At 61.7% G+C, this 16,430-nt stretch carries 20 protein-coding genes; 13 read left to right on the top strand and 7 right to left on the bottom strand.

Annotation, left to right across the window (positions count from 1 at the left end):
• Positions 1–77 precede the first annotated feature (77 nt).
• Complete coding sequence (locus O4H31_RS00260) at positions 78–380, top strand: DUF1674 domain-containing protein (RefSeq protein WP_269341648.1); 303 nt, start codon at positions 78–80, stop codon at positions 378–380.
• 6 nt (positions 381–386) lie between these two features.
• Here the strand turns inward: O4H31_RS00260 and O4H31_RS00265 are convergent, their stop codons facing one another.
• Both O4H31_RS00265 and dapB read right to left on the bottom strand, forming a co-directional pair.
• The gene (locus O4H31_RS00265) at positions 387–746 is read right to left on the bottom strand and encodes a dihydrodipicolinate reductase (protein ID WP_269341650.1); all 360 of its coding nucleotides are present in this window, start codon (positions 744–746) and stop codon (positions 387–389) included.
• Between the two features lie 77 nt (positions 747–823).
• Entirely contained in the window at positions 824–1,642 is an 819-nt protein-coding gene (gene dapB, locus O4H31_RS00270; protein WP_269341653.1) for a 4-hydroxy-tetrahydrodipicolinate reductase, read from the bottom strand.
• A gap of 98 nt (positions 1,643–1,740) precedes the next feature.
• Here dapB and rbfA point away from each other — a divergent pair, with 98 nt between their 5' ends.
• The 9 genes from rbfA (at position 1,741) to O4H31_RS00315 (ending at position 9,919) form a co-directional block, all read left to right on the top strand.
• Positions 1,741–2,172: a 30S ribosome-binding factor RbfA gene (gene rbfA / locus O4H31_RS00275; RefSeq protein WP_067626238.1), complete on the top strand. Its 432-nt coding sequence runs from the start codon at positions 1,741–1,743 to the stop codon at positions 2,170–2,172.
• Complete coding sequence (locus O4H31_RS00280; protein ID WP_269341659.1) at positions 2,169–2,915, top strand: phosphodiester glycosidase family protein; 747 nt, start codon at positions 2,169–2,171, stop codon at positions 2,913–2,915. Before rbfA ends, O4H31_RS00280 begins: the two co-directional genes overlap by 4 nt.
• Positions 2,916–2,993: 78 nt before the next feature.
• On the top strand, positions 2,994–3,920 hold the full coding sequence (truB, locus tag O4H31_RS00285) for a tRNA pseudouridine(55) synthase TruB (protein ID WP_269341661.1): 927 nt from the start codon (positions 2,994–2,996) through the stop codon (positions 3,918–3,920).
• Positions 3,921–4,436, top strand: a complete 516-nt coding sequence (locus tag O4H31_RS00290) for a DUF1643 domain-containing protein (RefSeq protein ID WP_269341664.1) — start codon at positions 3,921–3,923, stop codon at positions 4,434–4,436.
• 87 nt (positions 4,437–4,523) lie between these two features.
• A complete protein-coding gene (locus tag O4H31_RS00295; RefSeq protein WP_269341666.1) occupies positions 4,524–5,486 on the top strand; it encodes a calcium-binding protein in 963 nt (320 codons plus the stop codon).
• 168 nt (positions 5,487–5,654) lie between these two features.
• Positions 5,655–5,924: a 30S ribosomal protein S15 gene (rpsO, locus tag O4H31_RS00300; RefSeq protein ID WP_067624299.1), complete on the top strand. Its 270-nt coding sequence runs from the start codon at positions 5,655–5,657 to the stop codon at positions 5,922–5,924.
• Positions 5,925–6,206: 282 nt separating this feature from the next.
• Positions 6,207–8,348 (top strand): polyribonucleotide nucleotidyltransferase, encoded by a 2,142-nt coding sequence (gene pnp / locus O4H31_RS00305; protein WP_269341671.1) that lies wholly within the window; start codon positions 6,207–6,209, stop codon positions 8,346–8,348.
• A gap of 60 nt (positions 8,349–8,408) precedes the next feature.
• Positions 8,409–9,113, top strand: coding sequence for a glycosyltransferase (locus tag O4H31_RS00310; protein ID WP_269341673.1), 705 nt, complete (start codon positions 8,409–8,411; stop codon positions 9,111–9,113).
• Between the two features lie 53 nt (positions 9,114–9,166).
• On the top strand, positions 9,167–9,919 hold the full coding sequence (locus tag O4H31_RS00315) for a glycosyltransferase family 25 protein (RefSeq protein WP_269341675.1): 753 nt from the start codon (positions 9,167–9,169) through the stop codon (positions 9,917–9,919).
• Positions 9,920–9,926: 7 nt separating this feature from the next.
• On the opposite strand, the gene O4H31_RS00320 is transcribed toward O4H31_RS00315, so the two are convergent.
• From O4H31_RS00320 to O4H31_RS00335, 4 genes are all read right to left on the bottom strand, one after another.
• A complete protein-coding gene (locus O4H31_RS00320; RefSeq protein ID WP_067624311.1) occupies positions 9,927–10,580 on the bottom strand; it encodes a peroxiredoxin in 654 nt (217 codons plus the stop codon).
• 183 nt (positions 10,581–10,763) lie between these two features.
• Positions 10,764–11,411: a pseudouridine synthase gene (locus tag O4H31_RS00325; protein ID WP_269341678.1), complete on the bottom strand. Its 648-nt coding sequence runs from the start codon at positions 11,409–11,411 to the stop codon at positions 10,764–10,766.
• Positions 11,412–11,459: 48 nt separating this feature from the next.
• Entirely contained in the window at positions 11,460–11,918 is a 459-nt protein-coding gene (locus tag O4H31_RS00330; RefSeq protein ID WP_269341681.1) for a GAF domain-containing protein, read from the bottom strand.
• A gap of 71 nt (positions 11,919–11,989) precedes the next feature.
• The gene (locus O4H31_RS00335; RefSeq protein ID WP_269341683.1) at positions 11,990–13,162 is read right to left on the bottom strand and encodes a thiolase family protein; all 1,173 of its coding nucleotides are present in this window, start codon (positions 13,160–13,162) and stop codon (positions 11,990–11,992) included.
• Between the two features lie 87 nt (positions 13,163–13,249).
• Here O4H31_RS00335 and O4H31_RS00340 point away from each other — a divergent pair, with 87 nt between their 5' ends.
• The 3 genes from O4H31_RS00340 to O4H31_RS00350 all read left to right on the top strand — a co-directional run bounded on the left by O4H31_RS00340 (position 13,250) and on the right by O4H31_RS00350 (position 15,858).
• Entirely contained in the window at positions 13,250–13,588 is a 339-nt protein-coding gene (locus O4H31_RS00340; RefSeq protein ID WP_120352124.1) for an STAS domain-containing protein, read from the top strand.
• A gap of 4 nt (positions 13,589–13,592) precedes the next feature.
• The gene (locus O4H31_RS00345) at positions 13,593–14,057 is read left to right on the top strand and encodes an ATP-binding protein (RefSeq protein WP_269341685.1); all 465 of its coding nucleotides are present in this window, start codon (positions 13,593–13,595) and stop codon (positions 14,055–14,057) included.
• A gap of 223 nt (positions 14,058–14,280) precedes the next feature.
• On the top strand, positions 14,281–15,858 hold the full coding sequence (locus O4H31_RS00350; RefSeq protein WP_269341687.1) for a gamma-glutamyltransferase family protein: 1,578 nt from the start codon (positions 14,281–14,283) through the stop codon (positions 15,856–15,858).
• Positions 15,859–15,894: 36 nt separating this feature from the next.
• Here the strand turns inward: O4H31_RS00350 and hspQ are convergent, their stop codons facing one another.
• Entirely contained in the window at positions 15,895–16,221 is a 327-nt protein-coding gene (gene hspQ / locus O4H31_RS00355; RefSeq protein ID WP_067261750.1) for a heat shock protein HspQ, read from the bottom strand.
• Positions 16,222–16,430 lie beyond the last annotated feature (209 nt).

Here is a 16,430-nt window from a genome sequence, read left to right on the forward strand (position 1 = left end):
TCGCTTGAGGGGTTGCCGGGTTGTCTGGGCCAGCGGGCGACGTATATCAAGGGAGAACTTGGCTCAAGAGGACCATGATGCCCGATCAACGCCCCATTCCCGACAGTAGACCCGGCCCCGACCCAACCCCAAGCCCCGCGCCGGACCTGCCCCCGCAGCCCAAACCGGGCCCGAAACCGATCCCGGACACGCCGCATGACCCAACACCGGCCCCCGGTCCGGACCTGCCCGCCGCCGCGCAACGCGCCTTGGCCGAAGCTGCCGCACGGCGCGAGGCCGCCGCAGCACTGGACCTGCCCGCCGAACTTGGCGGGCGCGATGGGCCAGAGCCGGTGCGCTATGGCGATTGGGAGAAAAAAGGCATCGCCGTCGATTTCTAGGCGGCCTTAGCGCAGGGTCAGCACCGCCGACTCGCCCGCACCCTTGTCAGAGGTGAAACGGATTTTCGCGCCATCGCGCATGACGACTTGGCAATTATAGCCCAAATCCTTGCCGCCCCAGACCAGCGTGCGGCAGAAATAGCCGTCTTTCCACGACCAATTGCCGGTGATCTGCCAAGCGGCCCCCTTGCCAGCGATGGCCCCGCCGGGGGTCACCTGCAGATTTACGAGCGGACGGGTCAGCCTTTTGCCGTTCACCGCCGCGACAAAGTCCGACTTGTTTTGAATACGGGCATACTCCGCCGCCGCGGGCAGGCCGCTTAGCGCCAGCACCGCAGTCGCGGCGAGTGCAAAGGTAATCCTCATCGAAACCTCCCTTGGTGAATTGCCTTTGGCATTCACGTAAGCAAAAGAGGTAAAGTTTCAGATAATCTGCATCCGGTTCAGCGTTTCAGGCCCAGCACATCAAGCATGTCATATTCGCCCGGCACCTGCCCCTGCCCCCAAAGCGCGGCCTTCAGCGCGCCGCGCGCGAAAAGGGCGCGGTCAGACGCGATGTGGCGCAGGATGATCCGCTCTCCGGCGGCGGCGAACATCACATCATGCTCTCCCACGATGTCACCGCCCCGGATCGCGGTGAAACCGATATCGCCCTGCTGCCGCGCGCCGGTGATCCCATCGCGGCCCCGGTCGGAGACATCAGCGAGTTTCACGCCCCGCCCTTCGGCGGCGGCTTCGCCCAGCATCAGAGCCGTGCCAGAGGGGGCATCGACTTTTTGGTTGTGGTGCGATTCGATGATCTCAATGTCGTAATCCACGTCCAGTGCAGCGGCGACCTGACGGGTGAGCTGTGTCAGCAGGTTCACGCCAAGGCTCATATTGCCTGCGCGGATGATGATGGCCCCCTGTTCGGCGGCTGGGGCAAGCTGCGCGATTTCCTCATCGGTCATCCCGGTGGTCCCGATGACATGCACGATCCCGGCCTTCGCAGCCGCGGCGGCAAAGGCGATCGTGGCTTGCGGCGCGGTGAAGTCGATCACGGCTTGCACCTTGGCAAACGCCTCGGCTGCGTCGGCAGTTACGGTCACACCAGACGCGGTGCCCCCCATCGCTTCGCCCACGTCGCGCCCCACCCAGTCATGACCCGTCCGCTCTACCGCCGCGGCCAGATGCATCTTGTCGCTGGCGGTGATCTCACGGATCAACATCTGGCCCATGCGGCCAGAGGCGCCGGTAACGGCGATGCCGGGGGTCTGTGTCATGGGGGTAACTCCTGCGGTTCGGGGGCATGAATGGCTCGGCTGGTTTAGCCCGTCGGCGAGCGCTTGGCAAAGTGCAACCGAAGCCTTAGATGGGGTTCATGGCAAAGAACAAGTTTCATGAGGGCGCAGGCCCGTCGCAACGACAACTCCGCGTGGGCGAAACCGTCCGCCGCGCCTTGTCTGATGTACTCGCACGCGGGGACGTGCATGACACCGATCTCAACCGGCTGTCGATCACCGTGGGCGAGGTGCGCATCTCTCCTGATCTCAAGATCGCAACGGCCTATGTGCTGCCGCTGGGCGGTGAAGGTCAGGATGAGGTGCTTAAGCTGCTGGCGCGCAATAAGAACGAATTGCGCCGGCAAGTGGCTAAGAAACTCACGCTCAAGTTCTCTCCTGATCTGCGGTTCCAATTGGATCGGACATTCGACCGGATGGACGACACGCGCCGGATGTTGAACCAAGACGTGGTGCGCCGCGATGCGGATGCGCCGGATGATGACGCTGCCGACAGCGCGCCGGATCAGTGATCCGCGCCGGTCTGATCGCATTGGCGCTGATCGCGCTGAAAGGCACGCCTTCGGACGCTGCCGAATGTCGGAACATCACGTTTGACGGCAGCTCCTACACCATTTGCGAGGTCGATCTAGAGCGTGACGATCTGCGGCTCTTTCTCAACGATGACGCGGGCGCGCCCTATGGATTCTTCGGCTCGTTAGATGAGGCGCTAAAGGCGGAGGGCTTGCGGCTGGGCTTTGCGATGAACGCGGGCATGTACCACGAGGATCGCTCTCCGGTTGGGCATTACGTCGAAGAGGGTGTCGAGGCGCGCGGCGTGATCGACAGCGCGGGGCCCGGCAACTTTGGCCTGCTGCCCAATGGCGTCTTCTGCCTACGCGATGGCCGCGCCGATGTGATTGAGACTAAGCGTTACCTTGAGAACAAACCCGATTGTCGCTTTGCCACGCAATCGGGGCCAATGCTGGTGATCGACGGGGCGCTGCATCCGCGATTCTTACCCAACAGCACCTCGCGCTATATCCGCAACGGCGTTGGCACCACGGCAGACGGAAAACGCGCGGTTTTCGCGATTTCCAATGACGTGGTAACCTTTCATGAGTTTGCCCGGCTCTACCGCGATGAGCTGGACCTGCCTAACGCGCTGTATTTCGACGGCAATATCTCGCGCCTGCGCGCGCCGGGACTGCGCCGCACCGGGGCGGGCTTCACCACGCTGGGGCCGATCATCGGCATCGTCACGCCTGCAAAGTGACTTTTCCCCGGCGCTAGGGCTGGGCAGCGGCGCGCGGCTCCGTTAGAGGGCAGCACCACAAAGGCGAAGGGGCAAGACATGGCACGCAAACGCAAGGGTCGCGATATTTCAGGCTGGCTGGTTGTAGACAAACCCGCCGGGCCGACATCGACCGCCGTGGTCAACAAGGTTCGCTGGGCGCTCGAAGCCAAGAAGGCGGGCCACGCAGGCACCCTTGACCCCGAAGCGACCGGTGTTTTGGCCATCGCCTTGGGCGAAGCGACCAAGACCGTGCCCTATATCACCGACGCGCTGAAAGCCTATGAGTTCACCGTGCGTCTGGGCATTGCCACCAACACCGACGATGCCGAAGGCGAAGTGATCGGCACCTCTGATCTGCGTCCCGACGATGCAGCCATCAAGGACGCGCTGAGCGATTTCATCGGGGACATCCAGCAGGTGCCGCCGCAGTTCTCTGCCGTGAAGATCGACGGCCAGCGCGCCTATAAACGCGCCCGAGATGGCGAAGAGATGGACATCGCCGCCCGCCCGCTTTGGGTGGAAAGCCTGCTGCTGCTCGACCGGCCCGACGCCGATCACGTCACGCTTGAAATGGTCTGCGGCAAGGGCGGCTATGTCCGCTCCATTGCCCGCGATCTTGGGCAGAAGCTTGGTTGCCTCGGTCATGTCCGCGAGCTGCGCCGCACGTGGTCCGGCCCGTTTGAGGCCGCGAATGCCCTGACACTGGCACAGATCGACGAAATCGCTCGCACCCCGGAACTCGACACGCATCTGCTGCCGCTGGCCGAAGGATTGGTTGAGTTGCCGGAGGTCAAGGCGACGCCCGAAGGCGCGACGCGCCTGCGCAACGGCAACCCCGGCATGGTAATCGCCCATGACGTGGAATATGGCGATGAATGCTGGGCCTCCCTCGACGGCCAGCCCGTTGCCGTGGGCCGCTTCAAAGCGGGCGAGTTGCACCCCAGCCGGGTGTTTAACCTTTCTACGGACACGAACGAGGGCTGAATGCCCCTCATCACCCGCAGTCATACAAAGGGCGATGCGCCCTCAACGGCGGTCTATTCCCCTTGTGAGCAGTATCGCTACAGCCTCACGCGGGTCTGGGATAACGCTGCGCCGCGGGTGATGTTCGTGATGCTGAACCCCTCCACCGCGACGGAGGTGCAGAACGACCCCACCGTCGAGCGTTGCGAGCGTCGGGCGCGGGTGCTGGGCTTTGGCGGTTTCCGGGTGACCAATATCTTTGCCTTCCGCGCCACCGATCCGCGTGACATGCGAGCCGCCCCCGATCCGATCGGCCCCGACAACGACGCCACGCTGGTCGACGGGGCCGATTGGGCCGACCAGATCATCGCCGCTTGGGGCGTGCATGGTGCCCATCTGGACCGGGGTCTTAGCGTCGCCGCACAGCTGGCGGCGGGGGCCAAACCGCTCTACCACCTTGGACTCACCAAGGCCGGGCATCCGCGCCACCCCCTCTACCTGCCCTACACACAAGAGCCGGTTTTGTGGCAACCCTAGCGCAGCGCGCTGGCAGCCATTCGTTAACCACTTCCCCGCTATTCCTTTGATTTTACGGCCACAGCATGCCCTTTTAAAGGCGGGATGATGTGTGGGGCATCAAGCAATGAACGGGTGGAACTGCGCATGTTGTGGCTGGCTGGTGTAATGGGTCTGATGGCGGTCGGCGCTGTCACTTTCGTAGAAATCGAAACGCCGCCCGATGATGATGTTCCAGAAGGTGACACTCCGCGCGACCCCAACACCGTCGGAGACATCCTGTCGGGCAGCGATGGCGGAGAGACGGTGCAGGGCGGCACGGGCGACGACCAACTTGGCGGCTACGGCGGGAATGATCTGCTTCGTGGCGCTGAAGGCGCTGATGACCTGCACGGCCACGACGGTGATGATACGCTGCGCGGCGATGATGGCGACGACAGCCTGCACGGCAATGACGGAGATGATGACCTTTTCGGCGGCGCAGGGAACGACAGCCTCTTTGGCCATAATGGCGATGACTTCCTCTTTGGCGGTGCCGGCGATGACGCGCTGCAAGGCTCCGCGGGGGATGACCTGCTGGAGGGCGAAGCCGGAAATGACGCGCTGCAAGGCGGGCTTGGCGATGATGCGCTGCGCGGCGGCGCGGGCGAGGATACGCTCTTTGGCGGCTGGGGCGACGATACGCTGACCGGAGCGGATGACCTGCAAAGCCGCGATTACCTTAACGGCGGCGGCGGGGATGACCTGATCGTTGCGGGCGCCGGGGACATGGTGACATCCGGCGAGGGCACGGATCAAATCGCCTTGGGGGACTGGATCGGCCAAGGCGGGGCGGCGCAAATCACGGATTATCACGCAGAAGATGATTCGCTGCTTTTTGTGTGGGACGACAGCAGCGCCACCGGGGCAGAGCCGCCGCTGTCGATCCTGCCCGACCCCGATGACGCGGGACAAACGCTTGTCCTGCTAGACGATATCATCGTCGCGAGGGTGGTCGGCGACAGCGTCACGATGGACGATATTGCGCTGATCCCGCTGTCTGCGGCCTTTGACCTTGGCCTTGCGGCGTGACACGGCGCGCTATCGGCGCATAAATCACCCTTTGCCAAAGGCGCGAATTCCTCCTATACGCCCCCATCGCCTGCTGATTCCGTCAGCGGGTGATATCTCCATGGGCCTGAGCTGGACGACATCCCGGCCTGTGCCATCCATTTAAACTCTTTTCGAAAGGAGACCCCGATGTCGATTACTGCTGAAGAAAAAGCAAAAGTCATGAAAGATTTCGGCACCAAAGAAGGCGATACCGGTTCGCCCGAAGTACAGGTTGCCATTCTGACCTCGCGCATCGTCACGCTGACCGAGCACTTCAAGACCCACAAAAAAGACAACCACGGCCGCCGTGGTCTTTTGAAAATGGTCGCGACGCGCCGCAAGCTGCTGGATTACGTTAAGGCCAAAGATGAGTCCCGTTATCAGGACCTGATCAAGCGCCTCGGCCTGCGCCGCTAATTGCGGACAGCCCGCCGGGTTTCCCGGTGACAGGACGACCCAAACCTCCCGGCCCGCGCCGGGAGGTTTTTTGTTGCGCGCAGATCAGCACAGTGCGCAACGGAGAGAAGCCGCCGCTCACAGCCCCGCTGCGACAGAACGCTTCCCATTTGCCTTGAAAACCTGTATGTCCGCGCAATCTGAAATCCGGCGCGCGGACTCCTGCGCCTGAAAAAGAAGATACCGGAGTCAGGGGCAATACGGCCCCTATGCAATGGCCAATGGGCCAAAAAGGAAACGTAGATGTTTAATGTAACGAAAAAATCGATCCAGTGGGGCGAAGAGACGCTGACACTGGAAACCGGTAAGGTTGCCCGTCAGGCGGACGGGTCGGTGATTGCCACGCTGGGGGAAACCAGCGTTATGGCCAACGTGACGTATGCACGTCAGCAAAAGCCGGGCCAGGATTTCTTCCCCCTGACCGTGCACTACCAAGAGAAATACTATGCCGCCGGTAAAGTACCGGGTGGCTTCTTCAAGCGTGAGGCCCGCCCCACCGAGAAAGAAACCCTGACCGCGCGTCTGATCGACCGTCCGATCCGCCCGCTCTTCGTCCCCGGCTTCAAAAACGAAGTTCTGGTGATGTGTACCGTGCTGAGCCACGATCTGGTCAACGACCCCGATATGGTCGCCATGATCGCCGCCTCCGCCGCGCTGACAATTTCCGGCGCGCCGTTCCGTGGCCCGATTGCTGGCTGCCGCGTCGGTTACGAGGGCGGCGACTACGTCCTGAACCCGACAATCGACGACATGCAGGACCTGCGCCTGAACCCCGATCAGCGCCTCGATCTGGTTGTCGCCGGTACCAAAGACGCCGTGATGATGGTCGAATCCGAAGCCTATGAGCTGTCGGAAGAAGAAATGCTGGGTGCGGTTAAGTTCGCCCATGAGCAGATCCAGCCGGTCATCGACCTGATCATCGATCTGGCCGAAGACGCCGCGAAAGAGCCCTTCGACTTCCAGCCCGACGATTACTCGGAGCTGTCTGCCGCTGTAAAAGCTGCCGGTGAAGACGAAATGCGTGCCGCATTCGCCATCGCCGACAAGCAAGAGCGCACCGCCGCTGTTGCCGCCGCCCGCGAGACGATTAAGAGCAAGCTCACCGAAGAGCAGCTTGAGGACAAGAACCTCGGCTCCGCGATGAAGGGCCTTGAGGCCAGCATCCTGCGTGGCGACGTGGTGAAAACCGGCAAGCGTATCGATGGCCGTCGCACCGACGAAATCCGTGACATCGTGGCTGAAACCGGCATCCTGCCGCGGACACACGGCTCGGCGCTCTTCACCCGTGGTGAAACCCAAGGCTTGGTCGTGACCACGCTCGGCACCGGCGACGATGAGCAGTTCATCGACGCGCTGCACGGCAACTTCAAATCGAACTTCCTGCTGCACTATAACTTCCCCCCCTACTCGGTTGGTGAAGTGGGTCGCGTGGGCCCTCCCGGCCGTCGTGAAGTTGGCCACGGCAAGCTCGCTTGGCGTGCTCTGCAGGCGGTTCTGCCCGCAGCGACAGACTTCCCCTACACCATCCGTCTCGTGTCCGAGATCACCGAATCCAACGGCTCGTCCTCCATGGCATCCGTCTGCGGTGGTTCGCTCTCGATGATGGACGCAGGCGTGCCGCTGAAATCGGCGGTGGCCGGTGTGGCCATGGGTCTGATCCTCGAAGATGACGGCTCCTACGCGATCCTGTCGGACATCCTCGGTGACGAAGACCACCTCGGCGACATGGACTTCAAAGTGGCCGGGACCGAAGCGGGCATCACATCCCTGCAGATGGACATCAAGGTCGCCGGCATCACGCCCGAGATCATGGAAAAAGCCCTGGCTCAGGCCAAAGAAGGCCGTATCCACATCCTTGGCGAGATGAACAAAGCGATCTCGGGGGCCGCGGACTTCTCCGTCCACGCCCCGCGCATCGAGACCATGCAGATCCCCACCGACAAGATCCGTGAAGTGATCGGTTCGGGCGGCAAGGTGATCCGCGAGATCGTCGAAGTCTCCGGCGCCAAAGTCGACATCAACGACGAAGGCATCATCAAGATCGCAAGCGCCAATGGCGACGCCATCAAAAAGGCCTATGACATGATCTATTCGATCGTGGCAGAGCCCGAAGAAGGCGCGGTCTACACCGGCACCGTCGTGAAGATCGTCGATTTCGGCGCTTTCGTGAACTTCTTTGGTAAGCGCGACGGTCTAGTCCACGTGTCCCAGATCGAAAACCGCCGCCTGAACCATCCTTCGGACGTTCTGAAAGAAGGTCAGGAAGTGAAAGTGAAGCTCTTGGGCTTTGACGATCGCGGCAAGGTGCGCCTGTCGATGAAAGTTGTTGATCAAGAGACTGGCGAAGAGATCACTGCCGAGAAGAAAGAACCGGCAGAAGGTTGATAAAAACTGCTGCGGACCCTTACCGGGGTCCGCAGTTTTTCCCGCAGGGCAGTACAAGACATGAGCGCAGAGCATCTGGTCACGATTTGCATTACCATGGGGCTGCGCCCCGATGTCCTGCAACAAACGCTCGAAAGCCTCGGCCCGGAACTGCGTAAGCTCCCCATCATTGGCATCAACGACTTTGGCGATGCTGAAACAAGCGCGGTCTTCGACCGTCTCTGCCCCCACGGCCAGCGCGTTGATCTGGGCAAACAGGTCGGACACCACCCCGCCGTTGACGCCATGTACGCCAAGGTGCGCACGCCTTATGTCTTTCACATGGAGGACGACTGGGAATTCACCCGCCACGATTTTTTAGATGACGCCCTGCGCCTGCTAGAGGCCCATCCCGATGTTTCCTCGGTCTGTTTCCGCGACACCGATAACTTCTTCATCGAAGACGCGGCCCGCGCCCAGATCGTCAATGAGGACTGTGCGGGCGTCTCCTACGCGCGCATGGATGCCCTCAGCCCCAAATGGTATGGCTATACGTTCAATCCGCATCTTGCCCCCCTCTCCCTCTGGAAAGAGGTTGGCGGCTTCAGTGGTTTCAAACGTGAAAGCCATATCTCGCGTCACCTGCGCAAACAGGGAAAATTTACGGCCTTTTTGAAACCCGGCGCTTGCCAACACATCGGGTTTGTCAGCGTCGCCCACAAACCGCCCTCCGCCTTCAAACGGTTCAAGAACTGGCTGCGCGGTAGGCCCACCCCCAAAGCTTAACCCGTAAGAACCTGTCGCCGCCCCTCCGGGCCGACAGGGATGAGGTCAGATCCATGCCGCAGCGCCCTAAGGGATTCGTCATCAATCTCGCCGCCTCCCCCAAGCGGCTGGACAGCGCGAAGGCCGAGTTGGACGGCGCGCAAATTGACCCGATCCGCGTAGACGCATTCGACGGGCGTGAAATCGACCTCGCGCAGTTCGCGCCCTATGATGATAGCAAAGCCCGACGGTTCATGGGCCGCTCAATGACCCAAGGTGAGGTCGGATGCTACGTCTCCCACCAACGCGCCGCCACAGCCTTCTTGGAAAGCAGCGAAGAGATCGGCTTCGTTTTTGAAGATGATATCGCCTTGCAGCCTGAGTTTAAAACCGCCGTGCCGAAACTGATAGAATGGCTTCGCGCCCGCGACGATTGGCACTGCGTCAACTTGGGCGCAACGCGCATGAAAATCACCAGTCCCATGGCAGAGGTCGCAGGCATTGAAGTGCTCCGCGCCCACTATTTCCCCATGCTCGCCCATGCGCTGATCTGGAACCGCGCCGGAGCCAAGGCCTTCCTTGCCGCCTCCGAGCCTATTTTCTGCCCCGCAGACAATATGTTAAGACAAGTCCTCACACGTTCCGACATGGGGCTGGCAACCGCCCAAAGCCTCGTCACCGCTGGCCGGTTCGACAGTGACATTTCCGCCCGCTCAGGCGGAAATCGGGGACAATTCCGCCGATCGCCGCTCTATGGTCTGCGCAAACAGCGCCGCTTGCTGCATGAGAAAGCGATGGCCTTCGCGCATAAGCTCGGCCATCGCTAACAACGCATCAACCCGGCAGCTTGGCCTTGCGCAGATAGGGCAAAACAGTATCGAACGCCCCGAACTTCGCCTTGGCGTCCTCGTCTGACACGGTCGCGGGAATGATCACATCCTCACCCACCTGCCAATCCGCTGGTGTCGCCACACCGTTCTTGCCAGCAGTCTGCAACCCATCCAGCGCCCGCAGCACCTCGGCAAAGTTGCGGCCGACATTCATCGGGTAGGTCATGCTCAGCTTCAACTGCTTATCCGGCGAAATGATAAAGACCGAGCGTACAGTGGCACTGTCATTGGGCGTGCGACCATCGGGCATATAGGCTTCGGCGGGCAGCATATCAAAGGCCTTCGACACCTCCAGCCCGGCATCCGCGATGATCGGGAAACCGGCCTTGGTGCCCGCAACCTTCTCAATATCGCCCTTCCACTTTTTATGCTCTTCAACCCCATCGACACTGACGCCAATCACCTTCGTGCCGCGCTTTTCCCACTCATCGGAGAGCCGCGCCACGGCGCCGAATTCGGTCGTGCAAACGGGGGTGAAATCCTTCGGATGCGAGAACAGGATCGCCCAGCTGTCACCGACAAACTCATGCAGCGAAAAACTGCCCTGATCGGTTTCGACGGTAAGGTCGGGAATAGTGTCGTTGATACGCAAGCCCATGATATCCTCCGGGTCAATCTGTGAACAGATAGGCTAGAGGTAATCGCAAACCCCGCCATTTTCACCCCCCGATTGCCACAAAGCAAAACTTCACCGCAGCGCCACGGCCCCTTCCCCTTCATCCTTTCTTATATACCGATCCCGCACCCGCCTCACATCGCAAGGCTGGGCACGGAGCGCCCTTCAGAAAGGGGCCTTGGCCCGTACCTTGGTCGATGCCCCGCCCTGCGGATGGTTAAACCGCAACTCCTCACTATGCAGCATCAACCGCGGAAAATCCCGCGCGGGCCCGGTAGCATAGAAAGGGTCGCCCAAGATCGGATGCCCAAGCGCCAGCATATGCACGCGCAGCTGGTGGCTGCGTCCGGTTTTTGGGAACAGGCGCATGCGCGCGGTCTCGCCATCGGACTTGATCTTTTTCCAGTCGGTCTGCGCGGGCTTGCCCGTTTCATGGCAGACCTTTTGCAAGGGCCGATTGGGCCAATCAACGATCAACGGCAGATCGACCGTGCCGGACTTCTCTTCCGGCACGCCCCAGACCCGGGCAACATAGGTTTTTCGCGTCATGCGTTTTTCAAACTGCAGCCCAAGATGGCGCTGCGCATGGGGCGTCATCGCAAAGATCATCACGCCCGAGGTGTCACGGTCCAACCGATGCACCAGCAGCGCTTCGGGAAAGACCGCCTGCACCCGCGCGATCAGGCAATCGGCCAGATGCTCGCCCTTGCCCGGCACGCTGAGCAGCCCCGAGGGTTTGTCGACCAGCAGCACTTCGGCGTCTTCATGCAGAATGACCAGCGGGTCCTGCGGCGGGTTATATTCGCTATCCATGGCTTCCCCTCGCAGATGCCGCCCCGCTGATCAAGCAATGCGCGGCCTTTAGGCGGCAGCGGCGAAACTGTCTTTGAGGATCGCCGACAGCGCATCGGCATCCGCTTGGGTGAACGCATTTGGCTGATCGCTGTCGATGTCAAAGACCCCCAGCAATTCACCTGCCCCGTTCCAAACCGGCAGCACCAGTTCCGACCGAGTCGAGGATGCGCAGGCGATATGCCCGGGGAACGCATCGACATCCGCCACCAACTGCACCTCGCCCGTGCGCGCAGCAGCCCCGCAGACCCCACGCGAGAACGGAATCACCAGACAGCCGTGCCCCCCTTGATAGGGCCCGATTTTCAGCAATTCAGGCGCGGTCACGCGGTAGAAGCCCGTCCAATCAAAGCGGTCATCGGACTGATGCACCTCGCAGGCAATCGTGGCCATCAAGGCCACGGCGTCATCTTCGCCGTCGGTCAGGGCGGCGATGGTTTTGGCAAGGGTTTGGTAGTCGACTGTCATGGTGAAACTCTTATTACAGACGGGAAAAGGGAGGCGGGCCGCCTCCCTTCAAATAGTTAAAGAAACGTGGATCAGGGACGCTCAATCGCGATGGCGGTGCCTTCGCCGCCACCAATGCAGATCGCCGCGATACCGCGCTTCAACCCACGCTTTTCCAGCGCGTTCAGCAATGTCACCATGATCCGCGCCCCCGAGGCACCGATGGGATGGCCAAGCGCACAGGCGCCGCCGTTAACGTTCACGATGTCATGCGACAGGTCCATCTCATGCATGAAGGCCAGCGGCACCACGGCGAAGGCTTCATTGACCTCCCACAGGTCCACGTCTTCTTTCTTCCAGCCGATCCGCTCCAGCAGTTTTTGCGCTGCGGGCACGGGTGCGGTGGTGAAAAGCCCCGGCGCTTGGGCGTGGCTGGCATGGCCGACGATCCGAGCGCGGATGGCCTGGCCGCGGGTCTTGGCGGTCTCCTCATCCGCCAGCACCAGCGCCGCCGCCCCATCGGAGATCGATGAGGAATTCGCCGCCGTCACCGTGCCCCCCTCACGGAAGGCCGGTTTCAGCTGCGGGATCTTCTCAGGCCGGGCGCTGGCGGGCTGTTCATCGGCGCTGACTGTGGTGGTGCCCTTGCGCGATGTCACCTCAACCGGGGCGATTTCATCGGCGAAAGCACCGCCCTCTTGGGCCTCAATCGCCCGCGACAGCGACGCGAGCGCATAGTCATCCTGGGTCTCACGGGTGAACTGAAACCGCTCGGCGCAATCTTCGGCAAAGGTGCCCATCAGGCGGCCCTTGTCATAGGCGTCTTCCAAGCCATCAAGGAACATATGGTCGATCACCTGCCCATGGCCCAACCGCGCGCCGCCACGCATTTTCGGCAGCACATAGGGCGCGTTGGTCATGCTTTCCATGCCGCCCGCGACCATCACATCGGTATGGCCAAGTGCGATCTGGTCAAAGGCCATCATCGCCGCTTTCATCCCAGAGCCGCACATTTTGTTGAGCGTGGTGGCGGGCACCTCTTCGCCCAGTCCCGCTTTGAAACCGGCCTGACGCGCGGGCGCTTGGCCCTGCCCTGCGGGCAGAACGCAGCCCATCAGCAGCTCTTGGACCTCGGCGGGGTCCGTCGTTCCCAACGCCGCCTTGATTGCGCTGCCGCCCAATTCCGCGGCTGTCAGCCCTTGGAAAGCCCCTTGGAAACCGCCCATCGGGGTTCTGGCTGCACCGGTTATCACGACATTGCGCATCACGTTCTCCTAGAGTTGCACCGCACACCAGCTGGTAAGGTTTTACGGTTAATCACGTCTCGAACTTCAAAGTCTCGAGGCATGTTTATGGAAGTTTCCGCCAAAACAGAAGACCGCTTTTGCGTGGTCAGCGTGCTGCACGAACGGATCGACGCCGCCGCCGCACTGGAGTTCAAGGACGCGGTGCGCCGCGCCACGACCCAAGCGCCATCGGTTGTGATCCTTGACCTGCACCGGGTCAACTTCATCGATTCCAGCGGGCTGGGCGCGATCGTGGCGGCGATGAAACATCTGGCACCGCAGCGGGCCTTGGTGCTGGCCGGGCTAACTCCGGCGGTGGAAAAGGTCTTTACCCTTACCCGGATGGACACGGTCTTTGGCATTTTTCACACGCTGGACGCCGCCCTCAGCGCGCACCGGGGATAGCGCCATGCGGCAGCCCGCCGCGCGCTCTGCGCTTTGCCCGTTTGAGATCACCGTTCACAGCGGCCCCCACGCCGCGCGGGAGGCTCTGACGCTTCTGCTGGACGGTCTCACCTGCCTCGCGCTTGAGGCCGAAGAAGTCTGCGTGGTGCGATTGGTCGTCGCCGAAATGCTCAACAATATCGTCGAACATGCCTATTCGGATGCCGACCTCCCCGGCCCCATCCATATTGCCTGTCATCATGCGCCCGATGGCCTGCACCTTGCCGTGTCGGACGAGGGGCTGCCAATGCCCGACCTGCAAGCGCCCTTGGGCCTGCCGCAAGAAATCGACCGCCCGGTCTGCGATCTTCCCGAAGGGGGCTTTGGCTGGTTTCTGATCCGCGATCTGGCAAAAGACCTAAGCTATAGCCGTCTGGCCCAAGAGAACCGGATCAACCTGCGGCTCCCGGTCGGGTTGCCGCCGCGTTAACACCTGCGGCAGTGCGGCAGGCAGATTTCGCAAAACGGCCCTGCTGGGATCACAATTGCGCCTTTGTTGTAGGGCAGAAGAGTGCCTGTAGCTGCAAATAGCTTCCCTCGGCATCGCGTTTAATAGCCCCCACCCAGTACGCGGTGCCGAGGATCTTTCCCCGCATTGGCAGAACCGAAATGACCGTCTAGGGTCACGCTGATATATCAGCGAGGGACAGCACATGCGCGATTTTCACTTTCCCGGTCGGTCACCGGTCTTGGCCACCAATGGCATCTGCGCCACGTCGCACCCGCTCGCCGCGCGGGCGGCGGTCGATATCCTTGCGCGCGGGGGAAACGCCATGGACGCGGCCATTGCAGGGGCGGTTCTGCTGGGCATTTGCGAGCCGCAGATGACCGGGATTGGCGGCGATTGCTTCGTGCTCTACTCTCCGGCGGGGAGCGAGGAAGTCTTTGCGCTCAACGGCTCTGGCCGCGCACCCGCGGCGCTGGACGCCGCCAAGCTGCGCGACAAGGGCGAGAAGACGGTGCCGCTGCGCTCAGCCGATGCGGTGACCATTCCCACCGCCATAGATGCCTTTTGCCACCTGTCTGACAACCTCGGTAAGCTGGGGCTGGACGCGCTGCTGGCCCCCGCGATCCACTATGCCGATGCCGGGGTGCCCGTCGCCCCGCGCGTGGCCTTTGACTGGGCCAACGATGGCGGCACCCTTCAGGGGCGCGCGCGGGATCATTTCCTCATCAACGGTAGAACGCCCCGCGTCGGTGATATTTTCCGCGCGCCGGGACAGGCCGAAGTGCTGCGCCGCGTGGCCTCGAAAGGGCGCGATGCCTTCTACACCGGAGAGATCGCCGAAGACATGATCGCCACCCTGCAAGCTGCAGGTGGCAGCCATAGCGCCGAGGATTTCGCGACGGCGCGGGCTGAAGTCACGACGCCCGTGTCGGGCCACTACAAAGACCTCGAAGTGGTCGAACATCCACCCAATGGCCAAGGGGCGACCGCCCTGCTGCTGATGAATATCCTCGATCATTTCGACATCGCCGGGATGGACCCACTGGGAGCCGAGCGGCTGCATATTGAAGCCGAGGCCACCAAATTGGCCTATGACGCGCGCAACCGGTTTCTGGCGGACCCGGATCACACCACGCGGCTTGAGCACATGCTGGCGCCAGAAACTGCCCGCGCCCTTGCAGCGCTGATCGACCCCAAACGCGCCATGGCCGCCGCCGCGCCGATCAGCGAGGCGGTGCACAAAGACACGATCTATATCACCGTGGTAGATGGTGACGGCATGTCGGTCTCGCTGATCTATTCGATCTTCCACGGCTTCGGCTCTGGCATCGCCTCGGACAAGTTCGGCATCCTGCTGCAAAACCGTGGCGCGGGCTTCACGTTGGAACAAGGGCACCCGAATGAGCTGAAAGGCGGCAAACGCCCGATGCATACGATCATTCCCGGCATGATCCGCGAGAACGGTCGCGTTACCATGCCCTTTGGGGTGATGGGCGGGGCCTATCAGCCCTGCGGCCACGCGCGGTTTGCCTCAAACCTCACCGATTTCGGCATGGACGTGCAAAGCGCCATTGATGCACCCCGCGCCTTTGCCGATGGGCAAGTGATGAAGGTCGAACGCGGCTTTGGCGACGATGTCCGCCAGAAGCTAAGCGATCTGGGCCATAAGGTCGAAGTGCCCGAAACGGCAATCGGCGGGGCACAGGCGATCCGCATCCGCGAAGACGGCGTGCTGGAAGGCGCGAGCGACCCGCGCAAGGACGGCTGCGCCTTGGGCTATTGATGAAATGTCTGGCGGGCTGGCAACGGCCCGCCGGGCTTAGTTCATCTGGAAATGCAGCGGATAGGCCCCGTCGGTGAATGGGCCAAACAGATCAGGGATATCGGGGTGGTCCACAGGCTCCCCCGAATAATCAGCCACGAGGTTCTGCTCGGATACATAGGCCACATAGTAGCTCTGATCGTTCTCGGCCAAGAGATGATAGAACGGCTGGTCTTTCACCGGACGGTTCTCTTCGGGAATCGCCTCATACCATTCTTCGGTATTGGCGAATTCTGGGTCGACGTCAAAAATCACGCCCCGAAAGGGATGCTTCTTGTGACGGACAATCTGTCCGAGGTGATATTTTGCGCGTGTTCGTATCATAACATGCTGCCCCTACCCCTCGACGGTAGCCCTTTCAAGGGGCTTTTGTCCAATCACAGCGACTGTGCGCGGGGAAACAGACTGTGAACGCAGCACCGACAGTGGGTTTCCGGCAGCACTCTGGGCAGGCGATCAACAGCTTTGTCGGGATTTCGCGGAATACCGCCTGCGCGGGGCTGCGCGGTCAGCGCAATATCGCGCAACGCGGC

The sequence above is a fragment of the Sulfitobacter dubius genome, from assembly GCF_027214245.1.
GTDB lineage: Bacteria > Pseudomonadota > Alphaproteobacteria > Rhodobacterales > Rhodobacteraceae > Sulfitobacter > Sulfitobacter dubius_A.

Coding starts and splice junctions, on each gene's coding strand:
- O4H31_RS00260 (WP_269341648.1), top strand. CDS start 78: ATGCCCGATCAACGCCCCATTCCCGACAGTAGACCCGGCCCCGACCCA.
- O4H31_RS00265 (WP_269341650.1), bottom strand. CDS start 746: ATGAGGATTACCTTTGCACTCGCCGCGACTGCGGTGCTGGCGCTAAGC.
- dapB (WP_269341653.1), bottom strand. CDS start 1,642: ATGACACAGACCCCCGGCATCGCCGTTACCGGCGCCTCTGGCCGCATG.
- rbfA (WP_067626238.1), top strand. CDS start 1,741: ATGGCAAAGAACAAGTTTCATGAGGGCGCAGGCCCGTCGCAACGACAA.
- truB (WP_269341661.1), top strand. CDS start 2,994: ATGGCACGCAAACGCAAGGGTCGCGATATTTCAGGCTGGCTGGTTGTA.
- O4H31_RS00290 (WP_269341664.1), top strand. CDS start 3,921: ATGCCCCTCATCACCCGCAGTCATACAAAGGGCGATGCGCCCTCAACG.
- O4H31_RS00295 (WP_269341666.1), top strand. CDS start 4,524: ATGTGTGGGGCATCAAGCAATGAACGGGTGGAACTGCGCATGTTGTGG.
- rpsO (WP_067624299.1), top strand. CDS start 5,655: ATGTCGATTACTGCTGAAGAAAAAGCAAAAGTCATGAAAGATTTCGGC.
- pnp (WP_269341671.1), top strand. CDS start 6,207: ATGTTTAATGTAACGAAAAAATCGATCCAGTGGGGCGAAGAGACGCTG.
- O4H31_RS00310 (WP_269341673.1), top strand. CDS start 8,409: ATGAGCGCAGAGCATCTGGTCACGATTTGCATTACCATGGGGCTGCGC.
- O4H31_RS00315 (WP_269341675.1), top strand. CDS start 9,167: ATGCCGCAGCGCCCTAAGGGATTCGTCATCAATCTCGCCGCCTCCCCC.
- O4H31_RS00320 (WP_067624311.1), bottom strand. CDS start 10,580: ATGGGCTTGCGTATCAACGACACTATTCCCGACCTTACCGTCGAAACC.
- O4H31_RS00325 (WP_269341678.1), bottom strand. CDS start 11,411: ATGGATAGCGAATATAACCCGCCGCAGGACCCGCTGGTCATTCTGCAT.
- O4H31_RS00330 (WP_269341681.1), bottom strand. CDS start 11,918: ATGACAGTCGACTACCAAACCCTTGCCAAAACCATCGCCGCCCTGACC.
- O4H31_RS00335 (WP_269341683.1), bottom strand. CDS start 13,162: ATGCGCAATGTCGTGATAACCGGTGCAGCCAGAACCCCGATGGGCGGT.
- O4H31_RS00340 (WP_120352124.1), top strand. CDS start 13,250: ATGGAAGTTTCCGCCAAAACAGAAGACCGCTTTTGCGTGGTCAGCGTG.
- O4H31_RS00345 (WP_269341685.1), top strand. CDS start 13,593: ATGCGGCAGCCCGCCGCGCGCTCTGCGCTTTGCCCGTTTGAGATCACC.
- O4H31_RS00350 (WP_269341687.1), top strand. CDS start 14,281: ATGCGCGATTTTCACTTTCCCGGTCGGTCACCGGTCTTGGCCACCAAT.
- hspQ (WP_067261750.1), bottom strand. CDS start 16,221: ATGATACGAACACGCGCAAAATATCACCTCGGACAGATTGTCCGTCAC.